General features: G+C 63.2%; 16 protein-coding genes. 6 read left to right on the top strand and 10 right to left on the bottom strand.

Annotated elements, in window-relative coordinates:
- Window positions 1–143: 143 nt before the first annotated feature.
- The 6 genes from BFN10_RS23050 to BFN10_RS23025 form a co-directional block, all read right to left on the bottom strand.
- Window positions 144–1,526 carry a PepSY-associated TM helix domain-containing protein gene (locus tag BFN10_RS23050; RefSeq protein ID WP_071491618.1) on the bottom strand — a complete coding sequence of 461 codons (1,383 nt, stop codon included), beginning with the start codon at window positions 1,524–1,526 and terminating at the stop codon, window positions 144–146.
- 123 nt (window positions 1,527–1,649) lie between these two features.
- Window positions 1,650–3,719: a TonB-dependent copper receptor gene (locus BFN10_RS23045; protein ID WP_071491617.1), complete on the bottom strand. Its 2,070-nt coding sequence runs from the start codon at window positions 3,717–3,719 to the stop codon at window positions 1,650–1,652.
- 93 nt (window positions 3,720–3,812) lie between these two features.
- Window positions 3,813–4,202, bottom strand: a complete 390-nt coding sequence (locus BFN10_RS23040) for a DUF2946 domain-containing protein (protein ID WP_071491616.1) — start codon at window positions 4,200–4,202, stop codon at window positions 3,813–3,815.
- A gap of 11 nt (window positions 4,203–4,213) precedes the next feature.
- Window positions 4,214–4,696 carry a copper chaperone PCu(A)C gene (locus BFN10_RS23035; RefSeq protein ID WP_071491615.1) on the bottom strand — a complete coding sequence of 161 codons (483 nt, stop codon included), beginning with the start codon at window positions 4,694–4,696 and terminating at the stop codon, window positions 4,214–4,216.
- 47 nt (window positions 4,697–4,743) lie between these two features.
- Window positions 4,744–5,139 carry a DUF2946 domain-containing protein gene (locus tag BFN10_RS23030; RefSeq protein WP_071491614.1) on the bottom strand — a complete coding sequence of 132 codons (396 nt, stop codon included), beginning with the start codon at window positions 5,137–5,139 and terminating at the stop codon, window positions 4,744–4,746.
- A gap of 275 nt (window positions 5,140–5,414) precedes the next feature.
- Window positions 5,415–5,708 (bottom strand): helix-turn-helix domain-containing protein, encoded by a 294-nt coding sequence (locus tag BFN10_RS23025; protein ID WP_071491613.1) that lies wholly within the window; start codon window positions 5,706–5,708, stop codon window positions 5,415–5,417.
- Between the two features lie 101 nt (window positions 5,709–5,809).
- Between BFN10_RS23025 and BFN10_RS23020 the strand changes: the two genes are divergently transcribed.
- A complete protein-coding gene (locus BFN10_RS23020; protein WP_071491612.1) occupies window positions 5,810–6,016 on the top strand; it encodes a DUF6124 family protein in 207 nt (68 codons plus the stop codon).
- 118 nt (window positions 6,017–6,134) lie between these two features.
- Here BFN10_RS23020 and BFN10_RS23015 read toward each other — a convergent pair whose 3' ends face one another.
- Together BFN10_RS23015 and cbiE are read right to left on the bottom strand one after the other, a co-directional pair.
- Window positions 6,135–6,854 (bottom strand): cobalt-precorrin-6A reductase, encoded by a 720-nt coding sequence (locus tag BFN10_RS23015; RefSeq protein WP_071491611.1) that lies wholly within the window; start codon window positions 6,852–6,854, stop codon window positions 6,135–6,137.
- Window positions 6,851–8,056: a precorrin-6y C5,15-methyltransferase (decarboxylating) subunit CbiE gene (gene cbiE, locus BFN10_RS23010; protein WP_071491610.1), complete on the bottom strand. Its 1,206-nt coding sequence runs from the start codon at window positions 8,054–8,056 to the stop codon at window positions 6,851–6,853. The genes BFN10_RS23015 and cbiE overlap by 4 nt, the downstream gene beginning before the upstream one ends.
- 38 nt (window positions 8,057–8,094) lie before the next feature.
- Here cbiE and cobG point away from each other — a divergent pair, with 38 nt between their 5' ends.
- The 5 genes from cobG (at window position 8,095) to BFN10_RS22985 (ending at window position 13,444) form a co-directional block, all read left to right on the top strand.
- Entirely contained in the window at window positions 8,095–9,441 is a 1,347-nt protein-coding gene (gene cobG, locus BFN10_RS23005) for a precorrin-3B synthase (protein ID WP_071491609.1), read from the top strand.
- Window positions 9,434–10,060: a precorrin-8X methylmutase gene (locus BFN10_RS23000; RefSeq protein ID WP_071491608.1), complete on the top strand. Its 627-nt coding sequence runs from the start codon at window positions 9,434–9,436 to the stop codon at window positions 10,058–10,060. The genes cobG and BFN10_RS23000 overlap by 8 nt, the downstream gene beginning before the upstream one ends.
- Window positions 10,060–10,791 (top strand): precorrin-2 C(20)-methyltransferase, encoded by a 732-nt coding sequence (locus BFN10_RS22995; RefSeq protein ID WP_071491607.1) that lies wholly within the window; start codon window positions 10,060–10,062, stop codon window positions 10,789–10,791. The genes BFN10_RS23000 and BFN10_RS22995 overlap by 1 nt, the downstream gene beginning before the upstream one ends.
- A complete protein-coding gene (cobJ, locus tag BFN10_RS22990) occupies window positions 10,791–12,428 on the top strand; it encodes a precorrin-3B C(17)-methyltransferase (RefSeq protein ID WP_071491606.1) in 1,638 nt (545 codons plus the stop codon). Before BFN10_RS22995 ends, cobJ begins: the two co-directional genes overlap by 1 nt.
- Before the next feature lie 236 nt (window positions 12,429–12,664).
- Window positions 12,665–13,444: a hypothetical protein gene (locus BFN10_RS22985; protein WP_071491605.1), complete on the top strand. Its 780-nt coding sequence runs from the start codon at window positions 12,665–12,667 to the stop codon at window positions 13,442–13,444.
- Here the strand turns inward: BFN10_RS22985 and BFN10_RS22980 are convergent.
- Both BFN10_RS22980 and BFN10_RS22975 read right to left on the bottom strand, forming a co-directional pair.
- Window positions 13,441–14,037: a MarC family protein gene (locus BFN10_RS22980; RefSeq protein ID WP_003171467.1), complete on the bottom strand. Its 597-nt coding sequence runs from the start codon at window positions 14,035–14,037 to the stop codon at window positions 13,441–13,443. The two genes, BFN10_RS22985 and BFN10_RS22980, sit on opposite strands and share 4 nt — an antisense overlap.
- Window positions 14,038–14,154: 117 nt before the next feature.
- Window positions 14,155–16,926 (bottom strand): hybrid sensor histidine kinase/response regulator, encoded by a 2,772-nt coding sequence (locus tag BFN10_RS22975; protein WP_071491604.1) that lies wholly within the window; start codon window positions 16,924–16,926, stop codon window positions 14,155–14,157.
- Window positions 16,927–16,987 lie beyond the last annotated feature (61 nt).

Raw genomic sequence — 16,987 nt, 5'->3', positions numbered from 1 at the left:
AAAGTCTTCTTGAAGGCAGTGCTCGCCGCTGGGCGCGGCGAGCTGGAGTAAGCAGAAAGTGTTATAAGTTAACACTTTCTGCGGCGTGGGCGAAAGCCCGCGTAAGACTACATAACGCCTCTATGTAGGGCATCTCGCCGACTTCATGTCGAACCTGAGGCAGATTCACGTTGTGCGAACAGCCGCGCCAACACCAGGCGGTCCAGCACCCACACCACGATCAACGACGCACCCACCAGCGGGAAAATGATCGCCAGCCCGAACATGATCACCATCGCGGTTTTCCATTTCGGCAGGTCGTGGCGCAGCGGCGGCACGCCCAGCCCGCCCACCGGACGACGTTTCCACCAGATCACCACGCCGCTGACCGCGCTCAGCAGGATCATCAGGCAGATCAGCAGCACGATCAGCTGATTGACCCAGCCGAACATCTTGCCTTCGTGCAGCATCACGCCGGTCTCGGTGGCGCGCGCCACCAGGTTGTAATGCTCCCAGCGCACATCGGCGAGAACCTTGCCGGTGTACTGGTCGACGTGCAGGGTAGCGTCGTTGCGTGGGTCGTTGGCGAACACTGCGACGGTGAACACACCTTCGGCGGTGGTGGGGAAGGTGATGCTGTAGCCGGGCTCGACGTGGCGTGCGTTGGCCAGGTCGACCACCTGTTGCAGGCGCACTTTGGGTGCTGCGGGAGCGGCGTGCATGGCGCCGTGGTTCATGTGCTCGGCGTGGTCGCCGGACATCGGTATCGGCGTGTTCTCCATGGCCCAGGGCACGGTCTGTTGGCTGGCGGTATTGAGGCTGCGCGCCTGCTGGTCGGACTGCGGCACGTTGTTCCACATCGCCGCTGGAAAGCGATTCCACAGCTCGGCGTACTGCTTGCCCCAGAAGCCGGTCCAGGTCATGCCGCTGAGCAGCATCACCAGCAACAGCGAGGCGCCCCAGAAACCGGTGACCGCATGCAGGTCGCGCCAGAACACCCGGCCACGGGTGGTGAAGCGTGGCCATAGAACACCGGCTGATGACTTGCCGCGCGGCCACCACAGGTACAGGCCCGACACCACCAGCATAACGCCCCAACCGGCGGCGAGTTCTACAAGACGGTCGCCGACCGTGCCGATCATCAGCTCGCCGTGCAGGGCGCGGGCGATGGCTTGCAGGTTGTATTTGGCATTCTGCTCGCCGAGGACCGTGCCGCGATAGGGGTCGACAAAGACCGTCACTTCGCGGCCGTCCTGATGCGTCACGAATTGCGCGCTGCTGGTGGCGTCGGCGGGGGGCAGGTATTTGCTGATCGCGGCCTTGGGGTAGGCCGCCTGGGCGCGTTGCAGTTGCTCGTCGGCGCTCAGGGCGTGCGCGGCGCTCTGCACCTTGAGCAGGTCGCCGTACATCAGCGGGTCGAGCTGGGGTTTGAACAGGTAGATGATGCCGGTCAGGGCCAGCAGCACCATGAAAGGGGCGACGAAGAGCCCGGCGTAGAAGTGCCAGCGCCAGGCCAGGTTGTAGAAGGATATTTTTTGAGTGCTCATCATTGGGCTCCGCAAGGCTTTGAGTTTTTTGTGTCTGGTCGGCCGTCATCGGGGGCAAGCCCCCTCCCACATTTGATGGTGTTCACAACATCAAAAGTGGGAGGGCGCTTGCCCGCGATGCTCTTAGAAGCTCATGTCGACTTTGGTCCAGAGTGTTCGGCCTGGCTCCTTGATGGCTTGCGGGTCACTCGCCGGGTAGCCGAACCCGGCGTTGCCGGCCAGGTTCAGGTGTTCGGCATAGGCCTTGCCGAACAGGTTGTCGACGCCGGTGCTGACCTTGAAGTGCTTGTTGATGCGGTACGCCGCGTTCAGCGAGAACACGCCAAAGCCGCCGCTCTTGTCGTAGTCCTTGCCGACCACATTGCCTTTGTTCTGGTCGATGCGGTTCTGCGCCGCGACCACACGCCACAACGCACCGGCGCTCCAGTCGTCTTCGCTGTAGGTCAGGCCCAGGCGTGCATCCAGCGGTGGCATTTGCGGCAGCGCCTTGCCGTCGCTGCTGTTCTTGCCCCAGGCGTAGGCGAGGGTGGCGTCGGCTTTCCAGTTGCGCGTCAGATTGTAGGCCGCGCCCAGTTCGCCGCCCATGATGCGGGCGTCGACGTTGCGCGCCTGGGAGGTGGTGCCCATCATCCCGGGCCTGTAGTCGAACAGGATGAAGTCCTGCACCCGGCCGATGTACCCCGAGGCCCAGGCTTCCAGATCGTCGGCTTTGTACTGCGCGCCGAAGTCGAGCTGGGTGGTTTTCTCCGGCTTCACGCCGTCGAAGGCATTCACCGAACCGACCGCGCCGGTGTTGGGGGAAAACAGCTCCCAGTAATCCGGGAAGCGCTCCGAGTGGCCCAGGCCGGCGTAGAGGGTGGTGGGGCTGTCGGCCAGGTCGTGTTCATAACGCACGAAGCCCGAGGGCAGGGTGTCGGCGCGGGTGTCGTCGGCGGTCGGGTTGGGGCGGGTCATCATCCCCGAGCCGCTGGTCTGGCGCAAATCCTTGGCCGAAGCGCGGTCCAGCCGCGCACCGGTGATCAGGCGATCGCGGTCGGCGGCGTACCAGGTCAGTTCGCCGAATACGCCGTAGTTGTGGAAGTTGGCGTCCTTGACCCGGGGCAAGTCCTTGTAGGTGTCGATGCCCATGCTGCTGCGCTGGCGGTGTTCGTTGGTCTGCGCGTCCAGGCCGCCGATCAGTTGCACATCGGCCCAGCGCCAGGTGGCCTTGATACGTGCGCCGAGGGTGCGCCGGTCGACGTTGGACGCCATGGGCCCCGCCATCATGCCGGTGCCGGATGGCGTGCGCAGGCTGTAGTTGTCCATCACGTGGTCGGCGTAGTTGTAATAGACCTGGGCCTCGACCTTATCCAGCACCTCGCCGATATTGGACTTTTCAAAGCGCAGCCCCAGGCTCTCGCGCAGGAACTGCGAACCGTCCATACCGCGCCCGGCATAACGCGCCTCGCCATCGCCACGGCCGGCGGTGAGTTCCAGCAGGGTGTCGGCGTCGGGGGTGAAGCCGACCGCCACATCGCCATTCCATTTGTCATAGCGCGAGGCGACGGTGTCGTTGTTGCCGTCCTTGTAGTCATCGGCGTGGGCCTGGTTGCCGATCACCCGCACGTAGCCCAGCGGCCCGCCGGCAGCAGCGTCGATGACCTTGTCGAAGCGCCCGTTGGAACCGGCCAGCACACTGGCGTTGAGACGTGTGCCGAGTTCGCCGAACTGCTCCGGCTCGCGCTCGAACAGAATGGTGCCGGCCGATGCGCCCGGGCCCCAGAGCACGGTTTGCGGGCCTTTGATCACGGTGAGCTTGTCGTAGGTCTCGGGCGAGATGTACGAGGTGGGGGCGTCCATGCGGCCGGGGCAGGCGCCGAGCATCATGCTGCCGTTGGTGAGGATGTTCAGGCGTGAGCCGAACATCCCGCGCAGCACCGGGTCGCCATTGGTGCCGCCATTGCGCACCAGGGCGAAGCCGGGGATGGTCTTGAGGTAGTCGCCGCCATCGCTGGCGGGCACCGGTTGGCGTGGGTCTTTGGGGTTGGTGATAACGGTCAGCGGTGAGCTGGGGGCGATCGCCGTGATCACGGTGGGCGTCAGCTCATGTTCGGCGTGGTCATCGGCCTGAGCGTGAGGGGCAAGCAGCGCGCCGCACAGGGCAGCGAGCACAGGGGTATATCCCATACGGGAGTCAGCAGGAAACCTGGACATGACACATTCCATCTAGCAATCGTAAACAACACGGCCAGCAGCCTGCGGCTGTCTGTCTAAAGTCGGCCGGTGTGAAGTAACGGTGTTAAGTGCTTACGAAGCGATGGGCGGCGCGCGGCTGCGGGCGCCGGGGAAGATGCTCTGCCGGGCATGGCCCAGGCGTGTGGCGGGGGTGAGGGCGCTGGCGGGCGGCGGGCTGCTCAGGGTGAAGATTGAAACGCCGCCGGGCAGGGCGGGGCAGCTATAGAGCAGGTCGCAATAGCCGCACTTGGACCAGAGGGCGTGGTGTTCGTCAGGCGCCTTGGGGTGATGGGAGGCGCCGTGGTCCATTGGCATGTCCATCGACATACCGGCGTGATGGTCCATCGGCATCGCTTGGGAAATCAGCGGACCGATAAAGATCATCAGCATGGCGAACAGGCTGATCCAACTGCCGCGCTTCATACGCGAATGTGGAGACAACCTGGCGCGAGGGGCGCCCATCGAGTGTCAGCCTATTGGGTGTGCTTGTGCTCGTGGGTGGTCATCGGCGGCACTTTCTGCACCGACACTTCTACCTCGACCTTGCCGGCTTTTTCGAAGGTGAGGGTCAGCGGGAATTGCTTGCCGTCGGCCAGCAGGCTGCGGTCCTTGAGGCCCAGCAGCATCACGTGATACGCCATGGGCGCGAAGGTCAGCTCGCCCTTGGCCGGTACGGCGACGCTGGGCACCTGCTGCATCTTCATCAGGTCGCCCTGCATTACATGCTCATGCAACTCGGCCTTGTCCGCCACGGGGGTGTCGACACTGAGCAGGCGGTCCGGGCTTTCTCCGGTGTTGTGAATCACAAAGTACGCCGCGACGGTTGGCGCATTCGGTGGCAATTCCTGGGACCAGGGATCGCTGACCAGCAGGTCGCCGGCCTTGTAGTCATCGGCATTGGCAGCACTGAACACCGGCAGCAACAACGCAGCCAGAAGCAGGGAAGATTTGAGCATGGCAGTTCTCCAGAACGGTTCTAAACGCAGTTCACTTGCGAAGAAGATCAAGCCGTTGGAGAGGCGCGGGGGTTGAGGCTTGGCCATTGCTGACGCGGGGGCGGGCTGTGCAGCCGGGGCGGCGGCAAGCGCTGTGAAGTATTGAATTGGGTGAGATACAACTGCGGCACATGCCCCGGCAACGCCACCAACGGTGCCGAGCCCGAGCAACACCAGCAATGCTGCATGGTGGAATGATCGTCCTGCTGCGGCGCCGGGATCTCCAGCTTGCCCAGGGCGATGGTCTTGAGGCTTGCACCGTTGGACGAGCAGAAACTGCCCCACAACAATTGCCGGACCGGGTCGCTGGACTGTTGCATTGCGCTGGCCATCGGCATGGCAAAGGCGTTGAACAGCACTGCAAGGCAGGCGATCCAGGCAATTGCAAAGCGTTGACGGGCCATGGCGGACAATCCGTAGGGTTAAACGATCAGGCGGGTATTTAGCCTGATCGGTAGGGATAAGTAAAAAGGGGCGGTGTGGTTTGGTGTCGCAGTGACGGGTTTGAGGATAGACGGGTAATCGAGTGGATGCCGATCTTCAAAGCTGCACAGTTCAAATGTGGGAGGGCTGGTGCAACGATTCACTTGCCACCGCTAGCGCCAGCCCAGCCAACAAACCAGTGGCTGACACACCGCCATCGGGGGCAAGCCCCCTCCCACATTTTGCCAGTGTTCGGCTATCGCTTGGTGTTGAGCCTGCGGGTTGCGCGAGCAATGTCGTCTCTCCCTATTTTGATCAAAGAACCATCGCCTGGGTCCTCTTCGATGCAGGCTTCGAGGAAAGCATCCATATCTTCTTGCGTTAGGAGATAGTCAGCGGCGTCGAAACGAGTGAATCCTGTCTTTCTGTCAGGGAGGTATTGGGCCTTTTCCAGCCATTGGTTTAATCGCGCTGCTACTTCAGGTTCATCCGATTTCAGGGCTTCGGCTTCAACGCTGAGTGCGTCCGCAAACTCGGAATTTGCGATCATGTGTTCGCTAATCGTCTGTTCGGCAGGTCGAGTTGAGGGTGGCTTACAGATCTTGTCAGTAATGGCGAGCCCTCAGGGATGGGCCCGTCCGGCTTTTCACCGTGTCCGATGGAATCAGCAGTGAAGACCTTTTGGTCAACCTCAGCGAAACCCTGGCCTCAGCCAATGCGCTGAGTTGTGACATTGCCTTCAACCCGGAAGGCGCGCCACGCGAAGCATTGCTCGGCGTCGCGCAGTTGATTGAGCTGGCGCAGTTGCTTGCGGAGCGTGTACACGATGCTGCCGGGCAAACGAAAAGCGCTGCATGATGATGCCGTTCTAAATGTGGGAGGGGGCTTGCCCCCGATGGCGATGGACCCGTCACAGATGTTTAGACTGATACACCGTAATCGGGGCAAGCCCCCTTCCACACTGAATCGATGGTGTTTAGAGAGTGGCGATTGCCTGTAGTACCGCAGGCACAGTAGTGAATTCTCGATCTACCATCGCCAACACCGGCCGCTTCAACACCAGCACCGGCACCCCACGCTCCCGTGCCACCTCCAACTTCGGCTCCGTTGCCGTGCTCCCGCTGTTCTTGCTGATCAGTACATCAATGCCGCGCCGCTCGAACAACGCACGCTCATCCGCAATCAAAAACGGCCCGCGCGCGCCAATCACTTCACACCGCGCATTCCCCGGATACACATCCAGCGCGCGCAGCGTCCAGAACTGCTCCGGCGGGATTTCATCCAGATGCTGCAACGGCTCGCGGCCCAAGGTAAACAGCGGGCGTTTGAAGGGCTTCAACGCTTCAATCAACGAAGCCCAATCACTGACCTCACGCCAGTCATCCCCCGTTTGCGGCTGCCACGCCGGTCGGCGCAATGCCCAGCAAGGCACGCCGCACGCGCGCGCGGCTTCGGCGGCATTGCGGCTGATCTGCGCGGCATATGGATGGGTCGCGTCGACAATCAGCCCAATCCCTTCATCCCGAACAAATCGCGCCAAGCCCTCGGCACCACCATAACCACCGACCCGCACCTGGCAGGTCAGGTCGGTGGGAACGCGCCCAACCCCGGCCAGGCTGTAGATAGGTTCCGGGCCCAGCGTACGAGCAATGGCCAGCGCTTCAGTCACGCCACCCAACAGCAGGATGCGTTTCATAGCGGCTTGACCACTTCCAGCAAGGTAATCGGCAACGCCTGGCGCCACGTATCGAGTTCCCCCAACGGCTGCGCCTGCGCCACGTGGATGCGCGTCAGTTCGCCGCCATGCTGGGCACGCCAGTTCATCAGGGTCATTTCGCTTTGCAGGGTCACGGCATTGGCCACCAGCCGACCACCGGGGCGCAGGTGTTGCCAGCAGGTATCGAGCACGCCGTTGCGGGTGACGCCGCCGCCGATGAAGATGGCGTCCGGGGCTTCCAGGCCGCTCAACGCCTCGGGCGCCTTGCCGCGAACCAGTTGCAGCCCGGGCACGCCAAGGGCGTCGCGGTTGTGTTCGATCAGGCCTTGGCGACCTTCATCGGCTTCAATCGCCAACGCGCGGCAGCTCGGGTGCGCACGCATCCACTCGATACCGATGGAACCGCTGCCCGCGCCCACGTCCCACAGCAACTCACCGGGCATGGGGGCCAGGCGGGCGAGGGTCATGGCGCGCACATCGCGCTTGGTCAGTTGGCCGTCGTGCTTGAAGGCTGAGTCGGGCAGGCCTGCCAGGCGCGACAGGCGCGGTGTTGCCCCAGAGGCGACGCAGTCGATGGCGAGCAGATTCAAATCGGCGACGCAGGCGTGCTGCCACTCATCCGCCATACCTTCCACACGCCGCTCATCCGGGCCGCCCAAGTGCTCAAACACGCTCAACCGGCTCTGGCCGAAACCGGACTGCGCCAATAACGAGGCAATCAAGCCAGGACTGCGACCGTCATTGCTCAGCACCAACAAGCGCACGCCACTGGCCAGGTGCGCGTTGATCGCGGCCAACGGTCGGGCCACCACGGACAACGTCACCACGTCCTGCAACGGCCAGCCCAACCGCGCCGCCGCCAGGGACACCGACGAGGGCGCCGGTAAAATCAGCAACTCTTCAGCGGGCACTTGCCGTGCCAGGCTGGCCCCCACGCCATAGAACATCGGATCGCCGCTGGCGAGCACGCACACCGGCTCGCCGCGCCGCGCCAGCACCGGTTCCAGGGAAAACGGGCTCGGCCACACCTGGCGCTCGCCTCGGATACACACCGGCAACAGGTCCAACTGGCGCTGGCCGCCTATAATCCGCGTGGCGTGCAACAGGGCATGCCGGGCGTTCCTGCCCAGTCCCTTGAAGCCGTCTTCTCCGATGCCTACAACCGTCAGCCAGGGCGACATATGAATTCCTTGAACGACATCCGACGGGCAGGCTTTTCATGCCGCCGGACAAAGCAGGCATAATACCGCGCCTTTACCCACCAACCGGTAGCCCCGTGAACCCAACGCCCGCTGTGAATACCTTGCGCCCCTCGGCTTGTCCGGGGTTGCTGCGCATTGTCCAGGCGTTGGACGGCGGCATTTGCCGGATCAAGTTGGCCGGTGGTTCGATCAGCGCTACACAAGCCCATGCCGTGGCGGACGCGGCCCAGGCCCATGCGGGCGGGGTGATTGAGGCGACCAACCGGGCCAACCTGCAGATTCGCGGGATCGGTGCCCAAGAGCAGGCATTGATCGCCCTGCTACTGGCCGCAGGCCTGGGTCCCGACAACGCCGCCGGCGACGATGTACGCAACCTGATGCTCAGCCCCAGCGCCGGGATCGACCCGCAGATGCTGTTCGACACCCGCCCGTTGGCTGAGCAGATGCTCGCCACCCTGCAAAACCATCCCCGTTTCCATGAACTGTCGGCCAAGTTCGCCGTACAACTGGATGGCGGCGAAGCCCTGGCGATGCTCGAACATCACCACGACCTGTGGCTGTCGGCCTTTATCCGCAATGGCCAGACGCTCCTCGCCTTTGGCCTGGCCGGTTGCCCGGGGCTGGATGCGCCGCTGGCCGCCGTGCCGCTCGAGCAGGGTCATGCGCTGGTGGTGGCCGTGCTGGAGGCGTTCCTCGAACTGGCCGGCCCGGAACAAACCCGCATGCGGCATTTGGCTGTGGATAACTTGCTGGGGCATCTGCGCCTGCCATTGCTGTCGGCTGAAGGCTTCAAACGCCCGCCCAGCGCGGCTTTGCTGCACCTCGGCACTTATCCACAGGTTCAAAGGAATCAGTTCTACGTCGCCGTCATCGCACCCTTGGGGCGCCTGGACGCGACGATGCTCAAAGGCGCCGCACACCTGGCCAGTGAGTACGGCGACGGCACCTTGCGCTTCACCCCTTGGCAAGGCGTGCTGTTGCCCAACATCGAAAAACCGCACGCCGTGACCGAGCGCCTGGCGCAACTGGGCTTCCTTTGCTCCATCGACCAACCCCTGGCGCGCATGACCGCCTGCACGGGTTCCAGCGGTTGCGGCAAGGCCCTGGCCGACACCAAGGCTGACGCCGTGCAACTGGCTGCGCTGAACCCCGGCCATGACGTGCACCTGTCCGGCTGCCCCCGTTCCTGTGCCGCCGCGCATGTCGCGCCGGTCACCTTGCTGGCGGTGAGCCCCGGCCACTACGACCTCTATTTCCGCGAGGCAGCCCAGCCCGGTTTCGGCCGGCTGCACGCGCGCACCCTTTCCATTGAAGCGGCGGGCGCCCTCTTGCGCGCTCGTCCACGGAGCAACACCGATGATTGATTACATCCGCGACGGTCAGGAGATCTATCGCAACTCCTTCGCCATTATTCGCGCGGAAGCCAGGTTGGAGCGCATTCCGGCCGACCTGGAGAAACTCGCGGTGCGGGTGATTCATGCGTGCGGCATGGTCGAGGCCATCGACGGCCTGCAGTTTTCCGAAGGCGCGGGCAAGGCCGGGCGCGATGCGTTGGCCGCTGGCGCGCCGATCCTGTGTGATGCGCGGATGGTCTCCGAGGGTGTGACCCGTGCGCGCCTGCCGGCCAATAACCCGGTGATCTGCACCCTGCGCGACGACAGCGTGCCGGAGCTGGCGCGTGAACTGGGCAACACCCGTTCCGCCGCCGCGCTGGAGCTGTGGCGCCCGCATCTGGAAGGCAGCGTAGTAGTGATCGGCAATGCGCCGACCGCGTTGTTCTACCTGCTGGAAATGCTCGATGCCGGTGCGCCTAAACCTGCCTTGATCCTTGGCTTCCCGGTCGGGTTTGTCGGCGCCGCCGAATCCAAGGCGATGCTGGCGGCGGACAGCCGTGGCGTGCCGTTCGTGATCATGCAGGGCCGCCTGGGCGGCAGTGCGATGGCCGCCGCTGCGGTGAATGCCCTGGCCACGGAGGTCGAATAATGCCGGCACGCGGACGTTTGATCGGCCTGGGCGTAGGCCCCGGCGACCCGGAACTGATCACCCTCAAGGCCCTGCGCCTGCTGCGCGAATCGCCGGTGGTGGCGTACTTCGTGGCCAAGGGCAAGAAGGGCAATGCCTTCGGCATCATCGAAGATCACCTGGTGCCGCAACAGACCTTGATGCCGCTGGTGTACCCGGTGACCACCGAGGTACTGCCGGCGCCGATGTCCTATGAGCAGGTGATCAGCGATTTCTACGACGCTGCCAGTGTCGACGTTGCCGCGCACCTGGATGCCGGTCGCGATGTGGCGGTGATCTGCGAAGGCGACCCGTTCTTTTACGGTTCCTACATGTATCTGCATGACCGACTTGCCGAACGCTACGAAGCGCAAGTCATCCCCGGCGTGTGCTCGATGCTCGGCGGCGCCTCGGTGTTGGGGGCGCCGCTGGTGTATCGCAACCAGAGCCTGTCGGTGCTTTCGGGCGTGTTGCCCCATGAGGACCTGAAGCGCCGCCTGGCCGACGCCGACGCGGCGGTGATCATGAAGCTGGGGCGCAACTTCCCGAAAGTGCGCCTGGTGCTCGAAGAACTCGGCCTGGCCGAGCGTGCCCTCTATGTGGAGCGCGCCACCATGGCCAACCAGAAGATCGTGCCGCTGGATCAGGTCGACCCGGCGTCTTCGCCCTATTTCTCGCTGATCATCGTGCCGGGTGAAAGGTGGCAAGGTTGATGAACCCGGCGATTGTCATTCTGGGCCAGGGCAGCCTGGCCACTGCGCGCAGGATCCAACAGGTTTATCCCGAGGCGCTGATCCACGGTCTTGCCGGACGCGTTGAAGGTGCTGACCAGGCCTATAGCGAGTTCGGCACGACCCTGCGCCAGTTGTACCAGCAAGGCACGCCGCTGATTGCGCTGTGCGCGGCCGGTATCGTGATCCGCACCCTGGCGCCGCTGCTGCTGGAAAAAGGCGAAGAGCCGGCCGTGCTGGCCGTGGCTGAAGACGGCAGCGCCGTAGTGCCGTTGCTGGGGGGCCTTGGCGGTGTAAACGTCATGGCGCGCGAAATTGCTGCCGCGTTGAATGTGGCCGCTGCGATCACCACCAGTGGCGAACTGCGTTTTGGCACCTGCCTGCTCAACCCGCCGCAGGGCTATGAACTGGCCGACCTGGAGTTGGGCAAGCGTTTCGTGTCCGACTTGCTGGCCGGTGAAAACGTGCGCATCGAAGGCGCAGCGCCTTGGCTGGACCAAGCCAACTTGCCGCAGGACCCACAAGCGCGCCTGGCGATTCATGTCGGCAGTGCCGAGCGCCAACCCACCGCCAATGAATTGCTGATCTACCCGAAGACCGTCAGTGTGACCTGCAAACCCGGCGCGCAATTGGCAGAGCGTGTACGCACGGCGTTGCATGAAGCGGGTCTGGCCGTGCAATCCCTGGCGTGCCTGCTGGCCAGCGAAACGCAGATGGCCGAAGCGTCGCTGCATGAGGCGGCGTTGGCGCTGGGTGTGCCGTTGCGTTTTACCAGCGTTTGCCAGGATGCCGATATCGTGGTCAGCGTGGCTGAACAGCCGCTGGAGTTGTCGCAGATCGGTCGTGTTCGTGGCCGCCTTGCCGTGATCGGCCTCGGCCCCGGTGCCGCCGAGTTGATGGTGCCTGCGGTGAAGGCTGAGTTGGCGCGTTGCACCGATGTGCTGGGTTACGAAACCTATGTGCGCATGGCCGGCCCGTTCCGCGATGATCAAGTGCAACACTGCACCGATAACCGCGAAGAAATGCAGCGGGCCCGCCACGCCTTCGAGCTGGCGGCCCAAGGTCGCTCGGTGGTGGTGGTGTCCTCCGGTGACCCGGGTGTGTTCGCTATGGCGGCTGCGGTGATCGAGGCGCTGCACGAATCCAGCGATCCGGCCTGGCATCAGGTCGACCTGGAAATCCTGCCCGGGGTCTCGGCCAGCCTGGCCACTGCCGCCCAGGCGGGCGCACCGCTGGGCCATGACTTCTGCGTGATGTCGCTGTCGGATAACCTCAAACCCTGGTCGATCATCGAAAAACGCCTGGACCTCGCGTCCCAGGCCGACCTGGCCTTGGCGTTCTACAACCCGATCTCGCGTGCGCGGCCGTGGCAACTGGGGCGTGCCCTGGAAATCATCGCCCTGCATCGCACGCCGCAAACGCCGGTGGTGCTGGGCCGCGATATCGGTCGCCCGGGGCAGACCCTGCGTGTCACCACGCTGGGGCAACTGACGCCGGATCAAGTGGACATGCGCACCATGGTGTTGATCGGCTCGTCTACCACCTGCACATTTCCCCGTGCCGGTGGTGGCGAATGGGTCTACACACCTCGCTGGTACGGTGAAAAACCCGCTTCCTGAAAACGGTCTGTCGGTTGCCTGAAAGCGCCGAATAGCCCAGGGATTTTTCTGGCGTTATTCGGCGTTTTTTCTTTTTTTTACAACGAAATATGGAGGCAAGCCGGTCATGCCGCATTATTGCTGGGCGTTACGGTTTAACGCGTTGCGCCAAGGGATGTTTATCGCCTGGAAAGCCCATCGGCCGGTGAACTAGGGTGGACACAAGCCCCACGTTGGGGTGCTTGTGGAGAATCAAAATGGAGCGACATCACAGACGGATCAACACTATAAAAAGGCGCAAGTTGATTGCCGCCTACACATTACCGGGCGCGTCAGGCAAGCACGCAGCTGTACCGCTGGACACCGAAGATGACTTCAACGCAGCCGTGGTCAACAACGGCGTGATTTCGTTTGCCGAAGGCCTGTCGGGTCTGAAGCGAGAATATGTCCGTAAGAGTTATTTACTGGCCAGCAGTTACGTCAGCGATGTATTGAAAATACACCGCGGTACCGAGGACTGGTACGACGAATTCATCAAGGTGATGGTCAGCCTGGGATGGCTCCCGGTGCGCAGCAGCTTCGAGCGGGTCTCACGTTCGGGCAAGGGGCTGACCGTGCAGCTGGCGGCGCTGAATCTTATTGCCACGCTGTTGGCTTCCACGTCCTTGTCCGCACCGCTGCTGGGCATGCTGCCGAAACTGGCGGCCGATGCATTGGCGGCGTTGAAGCAGACGCCGGCGTCTTTTGAATTGTTCAAACGCAACAGCTCGGTGCACCAGGGCGGTGATTTCGGCCTGGCCTCTTGTGCCGAAATCGATGGCGAATTGACGATGGTGCTGGTGACCTACAGCACTCACGGCGTGAGCAAACAGACAGGCTTGCCCTTCCTGGAGTGGGACAGCTCCTCGTTCGAGGCCTTCAGCGGGCAGACGTGCCTGGTGCTCAATACCTCGGTGATCAATGAAAAGACGATCCAACTGATGCGCGAGAGCGCGGGGGACAAGGTACAACTGGCAATTGCCAAATACCGGATCTAGGGCACCAGGTAGCCGCGCACGCCGGTAAAGATGATTTGTGCGGCCAGGGCACACACGAACAATCCCATCAACCGACTGACAATCTGCAAGCCCTGGTCACCGAGGATGCGTTCGATACGGTTGGACAGGTACAGCACCACGCCCACCGTGAGGCTGGCCAGGGCGATGCTGAGGATGGCGGTGAGCTTGTCATCCCAGTGCGGTTGGCTGACGCCCATCACCAGCAGCGCACCGATGGTGCCGGGGCCGACCGTGAGGGGGATGGTCAGCGGCACGATGGTCACATCCTGCTGCACGTTGTCGGTCTGTACGGCCGACTTGCCCTGGGCCATGCCCAGGGCGGAAATGAACAGCACACTGCCGGCGCCGATGCGGAAGGCGTCGACGGTGATGCCGAACACACTGAAAATCACCCGGCCGAACAGGTAGAGCAACACGCTCGAGACCAGGGTCGCCAGCGCCACCTTCCACGCCAGGCGCCGCCGCTCTTTGCTGGAATAACCACGAGTCAGGCTGATAAAGCAGGACAGCACGAAGAACGGGCTGTAGAGCACCAGCATTTTCAGGTAGACGCTGAATAACACGTGGAGCATGGGGGGCGGCTCGCAGGAGGAAAGTGTGGAGAGTCTATCAGGCGAAAGAGGTCAAATGCGGGAGGGGGCAAGTCGAATCGTCGCACCGCCCCTCCCGCATTTGACTGCATTTCAAGTTCAGGAAGGTGCGTGTTCTGGGCGCTGTTGCCGCTGGGCGACCCAGAATTCCACCAGCTCGCGCAACTGTGACAACTCCACCGGCTTGGCCATATGCCCATCCATCCCGGCCTGGCGCGCACGTTCCTTGTGCTCCGACAGAATGTGCGCGGTCAACGCCACCACCGGCGTGCGGATGCGCTGGTGGCTGACTTCCCACGCGCGCAGTTGCTGGGTCGCCGAGAAACCATCGAGGATCGGCATTTCACAGTCCATCAACACCAGGTCATAACGCTGGGCCTTCATCGCCTCCAGCGCTTCCTCGCCGTTGCTGGCGGTGTCCGGGTCGAGGTTGAGCTTGCCGAGCATGCCGCGGATCACCTTGGTGGAGATGCTGTTGTCTTCGGCTACCAGGATGCGGAAATCCGCCGGCACGGTGATGGCGGCCGGAGTGCTGAGGACCGGACGTGGCGGCACGTTGCCTTTGCTGCGCTGGGTCAGTTCGTCGGCCAGGGTGGTCTTGAGCGTATAGCCGGCCACCGGTTTGGCGAGGATGCGCTTGATCCCGCAATTGCGCGCAATGATCTTGCTCGGCGCGTTGCTGATGCCGGTAAGCATGATCAGCAGGATGTCGTGGTTCAGGCTCGGGTCTTCCTTGATCTTCGCCGCCAGTTGCATGCCGGTCATGCCGGGCATGTTCTGGTCCAGCAGCACCACGTCGAAGTAGTCGCGCAGGTGCGCCTTGGTGCGCAGCAACGCCAGGGCTTCCTTGCCCGAGGGCACGGCGCTGACGTTGAGGCCCCAGGCGGAACATTGTTGCACCAGCACTTTGCGGCAGGTGTCGTTGTCGTCCACCACTAGCACGCGCGCGCCTTTGAGCGGGCCGTCGAGGTCGGAGGTCGGGTGTTCCAGGCGCTCCGGGTCCAGCGGCAGGGTCAGCCACAGGGTGCTGCCCTGGTGGCTGCCGCTCTTGATGCCGAACTCGCCGTTCATCAACAGGATCAACTGGCGGGCGATGACCAGGCCCAGGTGGCCATTCAGCCGGGTGGCCGAGAAGAAATTCTTGCTGTGCAGCTCACTGTGCAGCAGGGCGTCGCGCTCTGAGGCTTCCATGGGCAGGCCGCTGTCCTGCACGGCAATGCGCAGGCGTGGCTTGGTGCTGCGGTCGTCCAGGGCCACCACGATCAACACTTCGCCTTCGTCGGTCTTTTGCAGGGCGTTTTCCAGCAGGCTCAACATGGCCTGGCGCAGGCGCGTCGGGTCGCCGCTGATCACGCGGGGCACCTGGGGCTGGATAAAGCTGATCAGTTCGACATTCTGCTGCTCGGCCTTGGCGCGGAAGATACTCAGGCAGTCTTCGATCAGCGCATTGAGGTCGAATTGCACATCGTCCAGTTCGATCTGGCCGGATTCGAGCTTGGAGATATCGAGGATTTCATTGATCAGCGTAAGCAGTTCGTTGCCGGCGCTGTGGATGGTCTGCACGTAGTCGCGCTGTTTCACCGACAGCGGCGTACCCAACAGCAGTTCGGTCATGCCCAGCACACCGTTCATGGGGGTGCGGATTTCGTGGCTGATCTTGGCGAGGAACTCGGCCTTGGCCGCGATTTCGGCATTGCTCGCCGCCAGGTCGCGGCTGAGGCTGAAACGCGCCTCGACAATCGCACGCTGGCGTTCGCCCAACGCCAGGCTCATCAGCAGGCCGCTCAGGCAGATAAACGCCAGCAGCGTGACGATCAGGCCCTGGGGCGAGACCATCGTCAGGCCCAGCAACGCTGGCAGGATGATCAGCGTACCGATGTTGAACACCACCATCGCCACCACGAACAGGCGTGCCGGACGGTAGCCTTTCTGCCAGTGATAGGCCGAGACAAACAACATGCTCAAGCCGGCCAGGGCCACCAGGGCGTAGGTGATGATGTTCAGCGGCAGGGTGTTGACGAACAACAACAGCAGGCCGCACAGCACGATGAACAGGATGTCCGCCATCAACAGCTTGTTCAGCGGGTGCGGGCCCAGGGGCATGAAGAACCGGTAGGCAAACATCAGCCCGCACGGCGCGGTGAGCAATAGCGCCAGGTAGGCGCCGGGCGTCTGGATCGCATGCCAGTTCGGCAGCCATGGGCCCACCAGGTTGAGTAGCAGCGCCAGGCTGAGCATCAGCAGCACTTCGCAGGCCGCCAGCCACAGGCTGCTGCGCGAGCGGTGGTAGGCGAAGCGCGTGAGGTTGTGCAGGATCAGCATCAACAGGCAGCCGAACAGCAGGCCGTAGATCAGCGTCTGGGTCTGGTCGGCGGCGGCGAGCACGGCCGGTTCCAAGGTGATGTAGGGGCGCAGTTCGTGTTCCGAGACCAGGCGCAGGTAGACCTCGAGGGGGTTCTGGCTCTGGGGCATCGGCAGCATGAAGTCACTGCTGGGCAACGGCCGTTCAGCCTGGGGCTGGCGTGTGCCGGTGCTCTGTTGTTCCACCAGGGTGTCGCCGTCCAGCACGTAGAGGCTCAGGTGCGACAGGTCCGGGGCGAATACCCGCAGCACTTGTTCGTGCTTGCCGGGTTGCAGCTTGAAACGTACCCACAACGCACCGTCCGGTTCCGCGGCGGTAATGCGGTCCAGTTCGATGGGGCTGAATTGGTTGGTGTAGCGCGAGGAACGGATGTCGCTCAGTTGCAGGTCGGCCTGTTCATCAAGCAATACTGCCCAGCCACTGCCTTGCGCGGCGGCCTGGGCCGGGAACAAGCAGAGCAGTGTCAGCAGACTGACAGTGAAACCTATGGCGATCCTGAGCCAGCGCACGGCGAAATCCCTTCGTAGGTTGATGCACGGTTAACTATGCGCGGGTAGGCCTGCATACGGC

Origin of the sequence: Pseudomonas extremorientalis, from assembly GCF_001870465.1 — a bacterium.
GTDB classification, from domain to species: domain Bacteria; phylum Pseudomonadota; class Gammaproteobacteria; order Pseudomonadales; family Pseudomonadaceae; genus Aquipseudomonas; species Aquipseudomonas extremorientalis.
Note: the sequence above shows the minus strand (reverse complement) of the source record. Positions and strands in the feature narration are given on the sequence as shown.